This is a genomic window from Pantoea sp. NGS-ED-1003, assembly GCF_000738765.1.
In the GTDB taxonomy this organism is placed as follows: Bacteria; Pseudomonadota; Gammaproteobacteria; order Enterobacterales; family Enterobacteriaceae; genus Pantoea; species Pantoea septica.
The window spans coordinates 291,891-307,294 of the sequence record NZ_JPQA01000004.1; the positions used below are offsets into that span (position 1 = coordinate 291,891).

Annotated in this window: 13 protein-coding genes; 10 read left to right on the forward strand and 3 right to left on the reverse strand. The window is 61.2% G+C overall.

Going from position 1 to position 15,404, the window contains the following annotated elements:
* Positions 1-5 precede the first annotated feature (5 nt).
* The 10 genes from mdtD (at position 6) to JS46_RS10020 (ending at position 12,247) form a co-directional block, all read left to right on the forward strand.
* Positions 6-1,412 (forward strand): multidrug transporter subunit MdtD, encoded by a 1,407-nt coding sequence (gene mdtD / locus JS46_RS09975; protein WP_033750236.1) that lies wholly within the window; start codon positions 6-8, stop codon positions 1,410-1,412.
* Complete coding sequence (baeS, locus tag JS46_RS09980; RefSeq protein ID WP_033750239.1) at positions 1,409-2,797, forward strand: two-component system sensor histidine kinase BaeS; 1,389 nt, start codon at positions 1,409-1,411, stop codon at positions 2,795-2,797. The genes mdtD and baeS overlap by 4 nt, the downstream gene beginning before the upstream one ends.
* A gap of 6 nt (positions 2,798-2,803) precedes the next feature.
* Positions 2,804-3,511: a two-component system response regulator BaeR gene (gene baeR / locus JS46_RS09985; RefSeq protein ID WP_033750242.1), complete on the forward strand. Its 708-nt coding sequence runs from the start codon at positions 2,804-2,806 to the stop codon at positions 3,509-3,511.
* A 117-nt stretch (positions 3,512-3,628) separates the two neighbouring features.
* On the forward strand, positions 3,629-4,993 hold the full coding sequence (yegQ, locus tag JS46_RS09990) for a tRNA 5-hydroxyuridine modification protein YegQ (RefSeq protein WP_033750245.1): 1,365 nt from the start codon (positions 3,629-3,631) through the stop codon (positions 4,991-4,993).
* Positions 4,994-5,215: 222 nt separating this feature from the next.
* Positions 5,216-6,115 carry a lipid kinase YegS gene (gene yegS, locus JS46_RS09995; protein WP_033750248.1) on the forward strand — a complete coding sequence of 300 codons (900 nt, stop codon included), beginning with the start codon at positions 5,216-5,218 and terminating at the stop codon, positions 6,113-6,115.
* A 221-nt stretch (positions 6,116-6,336) separates the two neighbouring features.
* Positions 6,337-7,551: a D-mannonate dehydratase ManD gene (gene manD, locus JS46_RS10000; RefSeq protein ID WP_033750251.1), complete on the forward strand. Its 1,215-nt coding sequence runs from the start codon at positions 6,337-6,339 to the stop codon at positions 7,549-7,551.
* A gap of 10 nt (positions 7,552-7,561) precedes the next feature.
* The gene (locus JS46_RS10005; RefSeq protein ID WP_033750254.1) at positions 7,562-8,569 is read left to right on the forward strand and encodes a Zn-dependent oxidoreductase; all 1,008 of its coding nucleotides are present in this window, start codon (positions 7,562-7,564) and stop codon (positions 8,567-8,569) included.
* 82 nt (positions 8,570-8,651) lie between these two features.
* Positions 8,652-9,935, forward strand: coding sequence for an MFS transporter (locus JS46_RS10010; protein WP_033750256.1), 1,284 nt, complete (start codon positions 8,652-8,654; stop codon positions 9,933-9,935).
* A 64-nt stretch (positions 9,936-9,999) separates the two neighbouring features.
* A complete protein-coding gene (locus tag JS46_RS10015) occupies positions 10,000-11,460 on the forward strand; it encodes a mannitol dehydrogenase family protein (RefSeq protein ID WP_033750260.1) in 1,461 nt (486 codons plus the stop codon).
* Positions 11,461-11,560: 100 nt separating this feature from the next.
* A complete protein-coding gene (locus tag JS46_RS10020) occupies positions 11,561-12,247 on the forward strand; it encodes a GntR family transcriptional regulator (RefSeq protein WP_033750263.1) in 687 nt (228 codons plus the stop codon).
* 337 nt (positions 12,248-12,584) lie between these two features.
* Here JS46_RS10020 and fbaB read toward each other — a convergent pair whose 3' ends face one another.
* From fbaB to thiM, 3 genes are all read right to left on the reverse strand, one after another.
* On the reverse strand, positions 12,585-13,637 hold the full coding sequence (gene fbaB / locus JS46_RS10025) for a class I fructose-bisphosphate aldolase (RefSeq protein WP_033750266.1): 1,053 nt from the start codon (positions 13,635-13,637) through the stop codon (positions 12,585-12,587).
* A gap of 147 nt (positions 13,638-13,784) precedes the next feature.
* A complete protein-coding gene (gene thiD / locus JS46_RS10030) occupies positions 13,785-14,585 on the reverse strand; it encodes a bifunctional hydroxymethylpyrimidine kinase/phosphomethylpyrimidine kinase (RefSeq protein WP_033750269.1) in 801 nt (266 codons plus the stop codon).
* Positions 14,582-15,376, reverse strand: coding sequence for a hydroxyethylthiazole kinase (thiM, locus tag JS46_RS10035; protein ID WP_033750748.1), 795 nt, complete (start codon positions 15,374-15,376; stop codon positions 14,582-14,584). Before thiM ends, thiD begins: the two co-directional genes overlap by 4 nt.
* Positions 15,377-15,404: the final 28 nt, after the last annotated feature.

Genomic DNA, 15,404 nt, shown 5'->3' on the forward strand with positions numbered 1-15,404 from the left:
AGGAAATGAACGCCCAAAACGCCACGGTTCGCTGGCAGCTATGGATTGTCGCCTTCGGCTTCTTTATGCAGACGCTGGACACCACCATCGTCAACACCGCCCTTCCCTCAATGGCGCAGGATCTGGGCGTCAGCCCGCTGCATATGCATTCGGTCATCGTCTCCTATCTGCTGACGGTGGCGGTTACCCTGCCGATGAGCGGCTGGCTGGCGGATCGCTTCGGCGTGCGCAACATTTTCTTCAGCGCCATCGTGCTGTTCAGCATCGGCTCGCTGCTCTGCGCCTTCTCTTCGACGCTCGATCAGCTGGTGATGGCGCGCGTGGTGCAGGGCGTCGGCGGCGCGATGATGGTGCCGGTCGGCCGCCTGACCGTGATGAAAATCGTGCCGCGCGAGCAGTATATGTCAGCGATGACCTTCGTCACCCTGCCGGGACAGATCGGCCCGCTGGTGGGTCCGGCGCTGGGCGGCGTGCTGGTGGAGTATGCGAGCTGGCACTGGATCTTCCTGATCAATATCCCGGTCGGCATTATCGGCGCTATCGCCACCCTGACGCTGATGCCGAACTACTCGATGCAGACGCGGCGCTTCGATTTCCTTGGCTTTCTGCTGCTGGCCGTCGGCATGGCGACGCTGACCCTGGCGCTCGACGGCCAGCGCAGCAGCGGCGGTTCCTCGCTGCTGCTCGGCGCGATGATCCTGACTGGCCTCTTTTCGCTGTTGTATTATCTGATGCATGCGCGCGGCAACGGCAATGCGCTGTTCAGCCTGAAGCTGTTCGACAACCGCCTCTACTCAATTGGCCTGCTCGGCAGCTTTTTAGGCCGTATCGGCAGCGGCATGCTGCCTTTTATGACGCCGATATTTTTGCAGGTCGGTATGGGCTTTACGCCGTTTCACGCCGGGCTGATGATGATCCCGATGGTGCTCGGCAATATGGGCATCAAACGCATGGTGGTGCGTATCGTTAACCTGTTCGGCTACCGCAACGCGCTGGTCGGCACTACGCTGGCGCTCGCCGTGGTGGTGCTGCTCTTTCCGCTGGTGGCGCTGCTCGGCTGGCTGTGGCTGCTGCCGCTGGTGCTGCTGATGCAGGGCATGGTGAACGCGCTGCGCTTCTCCTCGATGAATACCCTGACGCTGAAGGATCTGCCGGACGAGCTCGCCTCCAGCGGCAACAGTCTGCTGTCGATGATTATGCAGCTGTCGATGAGCGTCGGCGTCACTATCGCCGGCCTGCTGCTGGGCGCGTTCGGCCAGGATGCGCTGGCGAACAGCGACCATACCCACAGTCTGTTTATGACCGCCTACGCCTGCATGGCGCTGATTATCGCCCTGCCCGCGCTGGTGTTCTGGCGCGTGCCGAAGGACACCAGTCAAAATGTCGATCTGCGACGCCGGAGAAAACCATGAAGTTGCCGTTGCGCCTGGGCATCAGCGCCAAACTCTTTTTAGCGATTTTTTCCACCTGCATGCTGGTGCTGATCACTATGCACTGGGGCGTGCGTCTGAGCTTCGAGCACGGCTTTGTCGACTACATCAAGCGCGGCAACGAGCAGCGGCTCGCCATGCTCGGCGATGCGCTGGCCGATCAGTATGAACAGCACGGCAACTGGGATTTCCTGCGGCATAACGATCGGCTGGTGTTCACCATGCTGCGCTCGCTGGAGCAGAATCCCGACAGCAATAACCAGCTGCCGCCCCACGGCTGGCGCACCCAGTTCTGGATTATCGACCAGCAATATAAGGTGCTGGTCGGGCCGCGCGCGCCGGTGCCGCCGGAAGGCTCGCGCCGTAATATCACCACCAGCAACGGTAAAGTGGTCGGCTGGGTAGTGGGTTCGCCGCCGGAGCGGCTGACGCGCAGCACCGATATCAATTTCGATCACCAGCAGAAGCGCACCAGCTGGCTGATTGTCGGCCTGTCGACGCTGCTGGCGGCGCTGGTCACCTGGCTGATGTCGCGCGGCCTGCTGGCGCCGGTCAAGCGGCTGGTGGCGGGCACCCATCATCTGGCGGCGGGCAATTTCGCCACGCGCGTCGAGGTCGACAGCCGCGACGAACTGGGCCAGCTGGCGCAGGACTTTAACCGCCTGGCCAGCTCGCTGGAAAAGAACGAGAGCATGCGTCGCGCCTTCATGGCCGATATCTCCCACGAGCTGCGCACGCCGCTGGCGATCCTGCGCGGCGAGCTAGAGGCGATGCAGGACGGCGTGCGCAAGCTGACGCCAGAGGCGATCGCCTCGCTGCAGAGCGAAGTCGGGGTGCTCAGCAAGCTGGTGGACGATCTGCACCAGCTTTCGCTCTCCGACGAAGGCGCCCTCGCCTATCGCAAACAGGCCACCGATCTGGTGCAGCTTTTGGAGGTGGCCGCCGGCAGCTTCAACGAGCGCTATCGCAGCCACGGGCTGACGCTGACGCTGCAGATGCCGGACGAAGCGCCTTTCTTCGGCGATCCCGATCGCCTGATGCAGCTCTTCACCAACCTGCTGGAGAACAGCCTGCGCTATACCGACGCGCCGGGACAGGTCGAGGTACGTCTCACCTATGAGGCGCCCTGGTGGCAGATGAGCTTTGTCGACAGCGCGCCAGGCGTCGACGCGCAGCAGCAGGCGAAGATCTTCGAGCGCTTTTTCCGCACGGAAGGATCGCGCAATCGCGCCAGCGGCGGCTCCGGACTGGGGCTGGCGATCTGCAAAAATATCGTCGACGCCCACGGCGGCCATATCGCTGCGGAGCACTCTGATTTAGGTGGACTGAAAATCGCGCTACAATTGCGCTATGTTCCCCAGCCGTAACTGACGATGACCGCCGAAAAAACCGACCCGCTGATTCTGGTAGTGGAAGACGAGCCGAAGCTGGCGCAGCTGATGATCGACTATCTTGAAGCTTCCAACTACCGCACGCACCATATCGCCCACGGCAGCGACGTGCTGCCTTTCATCCAGCAGACGCCGCCCGATTTGATGCTGCTGGATCTAATGCTGCCCGGCAAAGATGGCCTCTCGCTGTGCCGCGAAATCCGCCGCTTCTCTGAGCTGCCGATCATTATGGTGACGGCGCGCACCGAGGAGATCGATCGCCTGCTTGGCCTGGAGATCGGCGCGGATGACTACATCTGTAAGCCCTTTAGCCCGCGCGAAGTGGTGGCGCGCGTGAAAACCATTCTGCGCCGCGTGAAGCGCGCGCCAGAAGAGCCCGGCAAAGCGTCGCTGCTGAAAATCGACGAAGGCCGCTTCCAGGCGAGCTGGCGCGAACAGCCGCTGGAGCTGACTCCGGCCGAATTCCGCCTGCTGAAAACCCTGGCGCTGGAGCCGGGCAAAGTCTTTTCGCGCGAGCAGCTGCTCAATCATCTCTACGACGACTACCGCGTCGTGACCGATCGCACCATCGACAGCCATATCAAAAATCTGCGGCGCAAGCTGGAGAATCTCGACGCCGACCAGCCCTTTATCCGCGCCGTCTACGGCATGGGCTATCGCTGGGAAGCGGATCTGTGCCAGTTGATCTAGATCAACTGACTGACGCGCGTCACCGCCTACAATTTTGCACCTTTTGCCGGGCCGCTCACCTTGTGGCCGCGGCACGTGCCGCGCCAGGCGGCATGCTGACCTGACATCAGTGAGAACATCATGAAACCAGAACTGCTTTCTCCAGCGGGCACGCTGAAGAATATGCGCTACGCCTTCGCCTATGGGGCCGACGCGGTTTATGCCGGGCAGCCGCGCTACAGCCTGCGCGTGCGCAATAACGAATTCACCCATGACAACCTCGCCAAAGGCATTGCCGAAGCGCACGCGCTGGGCAAGAAGTTCTATGTGGTGGTGAATATCGCGCCGCATAACGCCAAGCTAAAGACCTTTATTCGCGACCTGACGCCGGTGGTGGAGATGCAGCCGGACGCGCTGATCATGTCCGATCCCGGTTTGATTATGCTGGTGCGCGAGGCCTTTCCGCAGATGCCGATCCATCTTTCGGTGCAGGCGAATGCGGTCAACTGGGCGACGGTGAAGTTCTGGCAGCAGATGGGGCTGACGCGCGTGATCCTGTCGCGCGAGCTGTCGCTGGAGGAGATCGCGGAGATCCGCCAGCAGGTGCCGGAGATGGAGATTGAGATTTTCGTGCACGGCGCGCTCTGCATGGCCTACTCCGGCCGCTGCCTGCTCTCCGGCTATATGAACAAGCGCGACCCGAATCAGGGCACCTGCACCAATGCCTGCCGCTGGGAATATAAGGTCGAGGAAGGTAAACAGGGCGAGGTCGGTAATATCGTCGAGGTGCAGGAGGTGACGCCGACGCTGGGGCTTGGCCAGCCAACCGATAAGGTATTTCTGCTGGAAGAGAAGATGAAGCCGGGCGAAGTGATGAGCGCCTTTGAAGATGAGCATGGCACCTACATCATGAACTCTAAGGATCTGCGCGCTGTGGCGCACGTTGAACGCCTGAGCGAGATGGGCGTCCATTCGCTGAAGATCGAAGGCCGCACCAAATCGTTCTACTACTGTGCGCGGACGGCGCAGGTTTACCGCCGCGCTATCGACGACGCCGCAGCCGGCAAACCTTTCGATCCTGAGCTGCTGACCACGCTGGAAGGTCTGGCGCATCGCGGCTATACCGAGGGGTTTTTGCGCCGCCATACCCACGACAGCTATCAAAACTATGCGCAGGGCTATTCGATCTCCGAGCGTCAGCAGTTCGTCGGCGAATTTACCGGCGAGCGGCGCGGCGACTGGGCGGAAGTCGCGGTGAAGAATAAATTTCTGCTCGGCGACAGCCTGGAGATTATGACGCCGAACGGCAACCTGAACTGCACGCTGGAGGCGCTGCAGGACGCGCGCGGCGGCGCCATTGAGGTTGCGCCCGGCGACGGCCATCGCGTCTGGATGCCGGTGCCCGCGGACGTCGAACTCGCCTTTGGTCTGCTGCTGCGCAATTTTACCGACGGCAGCAGCACGCGCGATCCCCATAGCAAATTACTCACGTCGCGCAAGTAAACCGATGAAGTTAGAACAGGATCACAGACCGCCGCGGCGCGCTCCTTTATAGTCGCGCCTGCTGCGAACGAGTAACAACTAATAGCTGTTGTATCAGGAACCACCTCATTCACCCGCCCGGCTCCCCCGTGCGGGTTTTCTTTTTTCCGCTTTTCTCCCGTAAATTTTCCCGCCTGACTATGCTATAAGCAGAAATCTTTGTGGGTTTTCAAGGAACGGAAAATGGAAAAACGACCGCTTACTCTACTTATTCTTAACGGCAAAGGCGCAGGCAACGAAGATTTGCGTGCGGCCGTCACCGCGCTGCGCGATGAAGGCTTCGACGTCGCCGTGCGCGTTACCTGGGAGAAAGGCGACGGCGAACGCTACGTTGAAGAAGCGCTGCGGCTGGGCGCTGAGACCGTGGTCGCTGGCGGCGGCGACGGCACCATTAACGAGATCGCTACCGCCCTGGCCGCCGTTGACGCCGCGCGTCGGCCGGTGCTCGGCATTCTTCCTCTGGGCACCGCCAATGATTTCGCCACCAGCGTCGGCATTCCTGCCGAGATGGAGCCCGCGCTGCGCCTCGCGGTTCAGGGCAAAGCCCACGTGATCGATCTGGCGCGGGTTAATCAGGATCGCTATTTCATTAATATGGCGACCGGCGGTTTCGGCACCCGTATCACCACCGAAACGCCGGAAAAGTTAAAATCTGCGCTGGGCGGCGTCTCCTATTTTATTCACGGCCTGATGCGCATGGATACGCTGAAGCCAGACAGCTGCGAGATTTCCGGCCCCGGTTTTCAGTGGCAGGGCGACGCGCTGGCGATCGGCGTCGGCAACGGACGCCAGGCGGGCGGCGGGCAGCGCTTGTGTCCGTCGGCACTGATCAATGACGGCCAGCTCGATGTGAGCATCGTCACCGCGCAGGAGCTGCTGCCTACCCTGCTGCACTCGCTGACCAGCAACGATGACAACCCGAATATCGTGACCGCGAAGCTGACCTCGCTGCGCATCGTTTCCCCTAATGAGATGACCTTTAATCTGGATGGCGAGCCGCTCTCCGGCCGCGAGTTTGAGATTGAGGTGATGCCCGGCGCGCTAAGCTGCCGCTTGCCGCCGCAGTGCGCGCTGTTAGCTTAAGGTCGCGTTTCAGGCTGTAAGATAAGCGCTTGCGCGGGCAGCCTGGCCCGCGTTTTAACTTTTATGCAGCCTGTAAATGCAAATAAAGCTCGATTCCTTACCCCAGGCAGCGCGTAAATTTCTCTCTGTGATTGCCTTCACAACTCTGTTACATCAACTTGTATGGTAGTATAAATGCGCGTACTTTTTCAGCATTGATTGCTGAAAGAAGGCTCCGAGAGATGAAAATTGTTAACGCTGAAGTCTTTGTCACCTGCGCAGGCAGAAACTTCGTTACGCTGAAAATCACCACCGACGACGGCATCACCGGCATCGGCGACGCCACGCTCAACGGCCGCGAACTGCCGGTCGCCTCTTACCTGAAAGATCATATCTGCCCGCAACTGATCGGCCGTGACGCGCATCAGATCGAAGATATCTGGCAGTACTTTTATAAAGGCGCCTACTGGCGCCGCGGGCCGGTCACTATGTCGGCGATCTCCGCGGTCGATATGGCGCTGTGGGATATCAAAGGCAAAGCCGCCAATATGCCGCTCTACCAGCTGCTGGGCGGCGCGTCGCGCACCGGCGTCATGGTTTATTGCCATACCACCGGCCATACCATCGACGAAGTGATGGACGACTACGCGAAGCACAAAGAGATGGGTTTCAAGGCGATCCGCGCCCAGTGCGGCGTGCCGGGCATGAAGACCACCTACGGCATGGCGAAAGGCAAAGGCCTCGCCTATGAGCCGGCGACCAAAGGTAACTGGCCGGAAGAGCAGCTGTGGTCGACCGAGAAATACCTCGACTTTACCCCGAAGCTGTTTGAAGCGATTCGCGATAAGTTCGGCTTCAACGAGCACCTGCTGCACGATATGCACCACCGCCTGACGCCGATTGAAGCGGCGCGCTTCGGCAAAAGCGTCGAAGATTACCGTCTGTTCTGGATGGAAGATCCGACGCCGGCGGAAAACCAGGCGTGTTTCCGCCTGATCCGCCAGCATACCGTGACGCCGATTGCGGTGGGCGAAGTCTTCAACAGCATCTGGGACTGCAAACAGCTGATTGAAGAGCAGCTGATCGACTATATCCGCACCACCATTACCCATGCGGGCGGCATCACCGGCATGCGCCGCATCGCTGATTTCGCTTCGCTCTATCAGGTGCGCACCGGCTCGCACGGCCCGTCAGATCTCTCGCCGGTCTGCATGGCGGCGGCGCTGCACTTTGACCTGTGGGTGCCGAACTTCGGCGTACAGGAGTACATGGGCTTCTCTGAGCAGATGATGGAGCTGTTCGACGCCAGCTGGACGTTCGAAGACGGCCTTATGCATCCGGGCGACAAGCCAGGCCTGGGTATCGAGTTCAACGAGAAGCTGGCGGCGAAATATCCCTATGAACCCGCCTATCTTCCGGTGGCCCGTCTGGAAGACGGCACGCTGTGGAACTGGTAAGGAGCGCATCATGAAAAGTGTCGTGATTGAACAACCCGGCGAGCTGGTACTGGCAGAGCGTCCGCTGCCGACGCCCGCAGCGGGTGAAGTCCGCGTCAAGGTGAAATACGCCAGCATCTGCGGCTCTGACGTGCATATCTGGCACGGCCACAATCCTTTCGCGAAATATCCGCGCGTCATCGGCCACGAGTTTTTCGGCGTGATTGACGCGGTCGGCGACGGCGTCGACGCCAGCCGCATCGGCGAGCGGGTAGCGGTCGATCCCGTCGTGAGCTGCGGTAGCTGCTATCCCTGCTCGGTGGGCCGTCCTAACGTCTGCACCACGCTGAGCGTCATCGGCGTGCATCGCGACGGCGGCTTTAGCGAATATGCGGTTGCGCCGGCCGGTAATGCGTACCGGCTGCCAGCGGCGATCCCGGACAAGCTCGCCAGCATGGTAGAGCCGTTCACCATCGCAGCCAATATCACCGCGTTCCTCAAACCGCAGCCGCAGGATGTGGCGCTGATCTACGGCGCCGGTCCCATGGGCCTGACGGCGATTCAGGTGCTGAAGGGCGTCTATAAGGTGGCGCAGGTGCTGGTGGTGGATCGTCTGCCGGAACGTCTTGAGCTGGCGAAAGCCAACGGCGCGGATCGGGTGTTCAACAATGCCGAGGTGCCGCTGGCGGCCCAGCTCGAAGGCGTGCAGCCCACGCTGATTATCGACGCCGCCTGTCACCCCTCTATTCTGGCGGAAGCGGCGGCGCTCGCCTCGCCCGCCGCCCGTATCGGTCTGCTCGGCTTCTCCGGCGAGCCCTGCAGCATTACCCAACAAAGCCTGACCAGCAAAGAGCTGTCGCTGTTTACCTCGCGTCTTAACAGCCACCGCTTTCCGCAGGTAATTGAATGGATGGAGCAGGGCCTGATCCAGCCGGAAAAACTGGTTACGCACTACTTTTCGCTCGATGAAATCGAACGCGCGATGACGCTGTTCGAAAAAGACCCCCGTACCTGCTGCAAGGTCGTGCTGGCCATGTAGCTGTTGCACTACCCTCACCGGGGATTCAGCCGGCGGCGCGCTGCCGGCGTTATATCACTATAAAAAAAGCGTTGGAGCCACTATGTTTAAAAATCTGCGCTGGACAATCGTACTGCTGTTGTTTCTTGTTTACATGATCAATTACCTCGATCGTGTCGCCCTCTCTCTGACCCTACCGCTGGTAGAAAAAGATCTGGCGATCAACGCCGAACAGTTCGGCATGATCTTCGGCAGCTTCTTCTTCGGCTATGCCCTGTTCAACTTCGTCGGCGGCGTCGCCACTGACCGCTTTGGCCCCAAAATCGTGCTCGGCATCGCGGTTGGCATGTGGTCGCTGTTCTGCGGCATGACCGCGCTGGCGACCGGCTTCTGGTCGATGCTGATCCTGCGCGTGCTGTTCGGCATGGCGGAAGGCCCGATTTGCGCCTCGGCCAACAAAGCGATTAACGGCTGGTTTCCGAAAAAACAGGCGGCCACCGCAATGGGCCTGCTGAGCGCCGGCTCGCCGCTGGGCGGCGCGATCGCCGGGCCGATTATCGGCTATCTCGCGCTCGCGTTCGGCTGGCGTCCGGCCTTCGTGATCATCTGCCTGATCGGTCTGGTGTGGATGGCGATCTGGCTGTTCGTTTCAGCGGATAACCCGGCGAAGAGCCGTCACGTTTCCGCCGAGGAGCGCGCGCTGGTCGACAAACTGAAAGCCGAGCAGCCGGGCGAAGAGGCGGATCTGGCGCAGGCGTCGCACGGATTCGGCTACTATCTGCGTCAGCCGATTATCCTGGTCACCGCTTTCGCCTTCTTCTGCTACAACTATATTCTGTTCTTCTTCCTGAGCTGGTTCCCTGCCTATCTGGTGCAGGCGCACGGCCTGGATATTAAATCGATGTCGATCACCACCATGATCCCGTGGATTGTCGGCTTCGTCGGCCTTGCGCTCGGCGGCTGGATCTCAGACAAGATCTTCAATATTACCGGCAGGTTACTGCTCTCCCGTAAAATTGTGCTGGTGGTCTCACTGTTCGCCGCCGCCGTTTGTGTGGCGCTGGCGGGTACGGTAAAAGAGGTCAACTCTGCGGTCATGATGATGTCGATCTCTATCTTCTTCCTCTACATCACCGGCGCCATCTACTGGGCGATTATTCAGGACGTGGTGCACAAGAGCCGCGTCGGCAGCATCAGCGGCTTTATCCATCTGGTGGGCAGCCTGTCGGGCATTATCGGTCCGATCGTTACCGGCTTTATCGTGCAGCATACCGGCAAATTCGACAGCGCCTTCGTGCTGGCAGGCGGCGTCGCTGCCGTCGGCGCCTTCCTGGTGCTGTTCGTTATCCGCAGCCCGAAAGCGAGCAAGAAGCCGATTTCGGCATAAGCAGCAGGTTTTACATGACTGAATCACGGGGCGCTGGACGCCCCGTTTGCCATAAGGACGAACTATGTTAGAGATTGATCGCCTTCCCGCCGACGTGCAGCGCCCGCGCTACGATCGCAGCAAACTGAAAACCCGCATGGTGCATATCGGCTTCGGCGCTTTTCATCGCGCGCATCAGGCGTTATGCAGCGACAAGCTGGCTGAACAGGGCAGCGACTGGGGCTATTGCGAAGTTAACCTCAATAGCGGCGAGCTGATCCAGGCGCTGCGCCAGCAGGATCACCTCTATAGCCTGACGGAAATGGCCGACGATTCGCTCAACACGCAGATTATTGGCGTGATTACCTCGGCGCTGCACGGCAAAAGCGACGGCATCGAGGCGGTGATCGCCGCCATGAGCCAGCCGGACGTGGCAATTGTCTCGATGACGGTCACCGAGAAAGGCTACTGCCATCATCCCGCCAGCGGCGATCTCAACCCGGACCATCCCGATATTGTGCATGACCTGGCCCATCCCGATGCGCCTCGCTCGCTGCCGGGCCTGATTCTGGCGGCCATCCGCCGCCGTCGCGACGCAGGCCTGCCGCCCTTCAGCGTGATGTCCTGCGACAATATGCCGGAAAACGGCCACGTCACGCGCAATGTGATCGTGCAGCTGGCGCAGCGGCAGGATAGCGCGCTGGCGGACTATATCCAGCAGCATGTTACCTTCCCCTCTACCATGGTCGATCGCATCGTTCCGGCGATGACCGACAGCGCGTTTGCCCAGCTTGCCGAGCGCCTCGGCAGTCGCGATCCGGTCGCGGTGGAAGCGGAACCGTTTTTTCAGTGGGTCATCGAGGATAATTTCGTCAGCGGCCGGCCCGCCTGGGAGCAGGCAGGCGCCGAGCTGGTTAAGGACGTGCTGCCGTTTGAGGAAATGAAGCTGCGTATGCTTAACGGCAGCCACTCGTTTCTGGCCTATCTCGGCTTCCTCTCCGGCTATGAGCACATCAGCGACTGTATGGCGGACGCGAACCTGCGCACCGCCGCGCGCAGGCTGATGCTGGAGCAGCAGGCGCCGACGCTGCGCACCCAGGGCGTGGATCTCACCGCCTACGCCGACTCGCTGATCGCGCGCTATGAAAACCGCGCCATCAAGCATCGCACTTACCAGATAGCGACCGACGGCACGCAGAAGCTACCGCAGCGCCTGCTCGACAGCGTGCGCTGGCATCTGCGCAACGGCAGCAACTGCGACCTGCTGTTGCTGGGCGTCGCCGGCTGGATGCGCTATGTCGGCGGCGTGGACGAGCAAGGCGCGCCGATCGAGATCCGCGATCCGCTGAAGGCGGAACTGGCGGAGCGCGTAGCCGGCAGCGGCGAAGGCGAAGCGCGCGTGAAGGCGCTGCTGGGCATGAAAGCGGTATTTGGCGAGGATCTGGCGCAGAATGCCGAGGTGGTCGCGACGCTGACGCGCTTTTGGCTGCAGCTACGCGAGCACGGCGCGCGCGCCACGGTGGCGCAGGCGGTGGGTTCGCCGTAATTGTTCAGTATCAAAAGCGCTGGCGCAGTTGCAGCGCGCTGATTAGACTGACACTTTCCCAACGGGCTGGCTGCGGCCAGCCGTAATACGGATATGCCGCATGTCAATCGCCTATACCATCACCACCAGCGAACCGGTTAACCAGCAGATTTATCGTTATCTGCGTAAGGATATCGTGACCTGCGTCATTCAGCCGGGTTCGCTGCTGTCAGAAAAAGAAGTGTCGGCCCGGTTCAACGTGTCGCGTCAGCCGGTGCGCGAAGCTTTTATCAAGCTGGCGGAAGCGGGTCTGGTGCAGGTGTTGCCGCAGCGCGGCACCTTCGTGCGTAAAATCTCCGCGCGTCGCGTCGCGGACGGCCGCTTTATTCGCGAAGCGGTTGAGGTGTCGGTAGTGCGCCGCGCGGCGCTGGAGATAGAGCCGGTAGCGCTAATGGCGCTGGAGCACAACCTTCAGCTGCAGAAAATGGCCGCCGATCGCCATGACAGCCAGGCGTTTCTCAGCCTCGACGATGAGTTTCACCGCCTGATTGCCGAGAGTATCAACTGCCTGCTGGCGTGGGAGACGGTAGAAAATATTAAAGCGGCGATGGACCGCGTGCGCTTTCTGACGCTGAGCGAGGTCTCGCCGCCGGACAGCCTGATTGAGCAGCATGAAGAGATCCTGTCAGCGCTGAAAAACCACGATGCCGACGCGGCCGAAGCAGCGATGCGCCGCCATCTGCAGGAGATGATTTTCTCGATTACGCCGATTGCCGAGCGCAACAGCGAGTGGTTTGAGTCGCTGTAAACTGCACGCAACCATCAAAAAGGCCAGCGCTCAGCTGGCCTTTTTTGTCTCTGCGCCAGATGGCACGCCCTTGGCGTCCAGCGCTGTATAACGCCTTCGGCGAGGAACCCTGCTAAATTAGCCAGCCTGCCCACGCGCCACAACATTAACCTGCCGACAGGTACAGTCTGTTAACCTCCGTATGTCCGGTAAACTTAGCGACGAACACACGCGATTAAGCCGTTGGTGGCGAAGCCAGTTCACGCCCGGCCAGCGCGCAGGGCCTGGGAGCATACTCAGGTATGTGACCAGGACCGAGCACTGCCCGGGCGGGAAATGGCGAGCAAGCCAGGCTTAATCAGGCGATGGTGACCTCTTTCGACAAATAAACATCCTGCACCGCATTAATCAACGCCACGCCATCCTTCAGCGACTTCTTAAACGCCTTACGCCCCAGGATCAGCCCCATGCCGCCCGCGCGCTTATTGATCACCGCCGTGCGCACCGACTCCGCGATATCGGTTTCGCCCGCCGACGCACCGCCGGAGTTAATCAGCCCGGCGCGGCCCATATAGCAGTTCGCGAGCTGGTAACGCACCAGATCGATTGGGTTATCCGTGGTCAGGGTGCTATAGACGCGCTCGTCGGTATGACCGAACTTCACCGCCTTATAGCCGCCATTGTTCTCCGCCAGCTTCTGCTTAACGATATCCGCCCCGATGGTCGCCGCCAGATGGTTAGCCTGGCCGGTCAGATCGGCGCTGGCATGATAGTCGACGCCATCTTTCTTGAAATCGTTATTGCGCAGATAGGCCCAGAGCACGGTAACCATGCCCAGCTCGTGCGCGCGTTCGAAGGCGGCGGCGATCTCCTCTATCTGGCGGCGCGACTGTTCGGAACCGAAATAGATCGTGGCGCCGACCGCCACCGCCCCCATATTGAACGCCTGCTCGACGCTGGCATAGAGCGTTTGATCGTACTGCGTCGGGTAACTCAGAGTTTCGTTATGATTCAGCTTCACCATAAAGGGAATGCGATGCGCATAACGACGCGCCACTGACGCCAGCACGCCATAGGTCGACGCCACGCAGTTGCAGCCCGCCTCAATCGCCAGCTCGACGATATGTTTGGGATCGAAATAGTGCGGATTGGCGGCAAAAGAGGCGCCCGCAGAATGTTCGACGCCCTGATCCACCGGCAGAATAGAGAGATAGCCGGTTCCCGCCAGGCGGCCGGTGTTATACAGCGTCTGCATATTGCGCAGCACAGCAGGCGAACGGTTATTGTCGATCATCACGCGATCAACATAATCCGGACCGGGCAAATAGAGGTTTTCTGCGGGAAGCGCCAGACAGCGATGCTGAAGAAGAGAATCCGCGTCCTGGCCCAGTAACTGTACGATGTCCGTCATGTTAACTCCTGTCAGAAAAAGGTGATGCGCCGGCGCAGACCGGCGCGAGCCACCACAGCCTGAACGTCGCCGAATCGCGACGCAAATTGCTGACTCCATTTTTCAGACGGATCCGTAGCAAAATTGACCCGTTAAAGGCGTTTTACCCTACCACCAGCGATGAAAATGGTGCACCGGCCCAATTCCCTTGCCCACTTCCAGCGTATCGGCCTGCATCAGCGCCTGCTGCAGCCAGGCTTTCGCCTCGCGCAGCGTGTTTGCCCAGCTGCTATGGCGCGGACGCAGCGCCGCCAGCGCGGCGGAGAGCGAACAGCCGGTGCCGTGGGTATGGCGCGTATTGACGCGCGGCGCGGTAAAGCGCTCCGCGCCGTCACGGGTGATAAGCCAGTCCGGGCTTTCGCTGTCGCTGAGATGGCCGCCCTTCATCAGCACCGCCTGGCAGCCGAGCGCCAGCAGCGCTTCGCCCTGCTCCAGCATCGCCTCTTCGCTGTGCGCCGGCGCGCACTCCAGCAGCGCCGCCGCCTCCGGCAGATTGGGCGTAATTAACGAGACCTGCGGCAGCAGCAGCTCGCGCACGCTGGCGATAGCGTCAGGCGAGAGCAAGGGATCGCCGCTTTTCGCCACCATCACCGTATCCAGCACCACGAAAGGGATGTCGGCTCGTTTCAGCTTTTCCGCCACGATCTGCACGATGGCGGTTTCCGACAGCATGCCGATTTTCGCCGTGTCGATGCGCACGTCGCTGAGTACCGAATCAAGCTGCGCGCCCACAAAGTCTGGCTCAATACGATAAACCGACTGCACGCCGCAGGTGTTTTGCGCCACCAGCGCGGTAATGACGCTGGTGCCATAGGCGCCGAGCGCCGAAAAGGCCTTGAGATCCGCCTGGATGCCGGCGCCGCCGCTGGGATCGGTGCCAGCAATGGTCAGCGCGTTGATACGCTTCATGCGCGCGCCTCCTGTGCCAGCTGCCACAAGGCATCGATAAACAGCGCGGCGAAGCTGCCGGGTGCGGCAATCTGCGCGGCGGCGCGTTCGCCCGCCAGCGCCATGACGCGGCAGGCGCTGGCGACGTTGCTCAGCCGGTCGCCAGGCAGGCTGCAAAAGGCGGCCACCACGGCGGAGAGCGCGCAGCCGGTGCCGACCACGCGCGTCATCAGCGCGCTGCCGCCGGGTACGCTCAGCGTCTCCGTGCCGTCGGTGACGTAGTCAACCTCGCCGCTGATCGCCACCAGCGTCTGATGTTGCCGCGCCAGCTCGCGCGCCGCCTCCAGCGCCGCTTCCGACTGGTGCTGCGTATCCACGCCGCGTCCACCTGCGCCCTGCTGCGCCAGCGCGAGAATTTCAGAGGCGTTGCCGCGCACGGCGGCAGGCCGCAGGGCAAGAAGCTGCTGGCAGAACTCAGTGCGCAGGCGCAGCGCGCCGACCGCGACCGGGTCGAGCACCCAGGGCTTTTGCGCCGCGTCGGCGGCCTGCACCGCTGCCAGCATGGCGTCACGGCGATCGCGGGTCAGCGTGCCGACGTTGATCAGCAAGGCGTCGGCCACGGCGGCGAACTGCGCGGCCTCATCAGGATCGATCACCATGGCGGGCGAGGCGTTGAGCGCCAGCAGGACGTTAGCGGTGATGTTCTGCACCACGTCGTTGGTCATGCAGTGCACCAGCGGCTGGCGCTGAACGAAGCGGGCGAGAACGGGCGCGAAGTGCGCATCGGAAAAACGTTGAGGTTGGCGGATCATCATAACTCCCAACCGGCGAGCAAGAAGG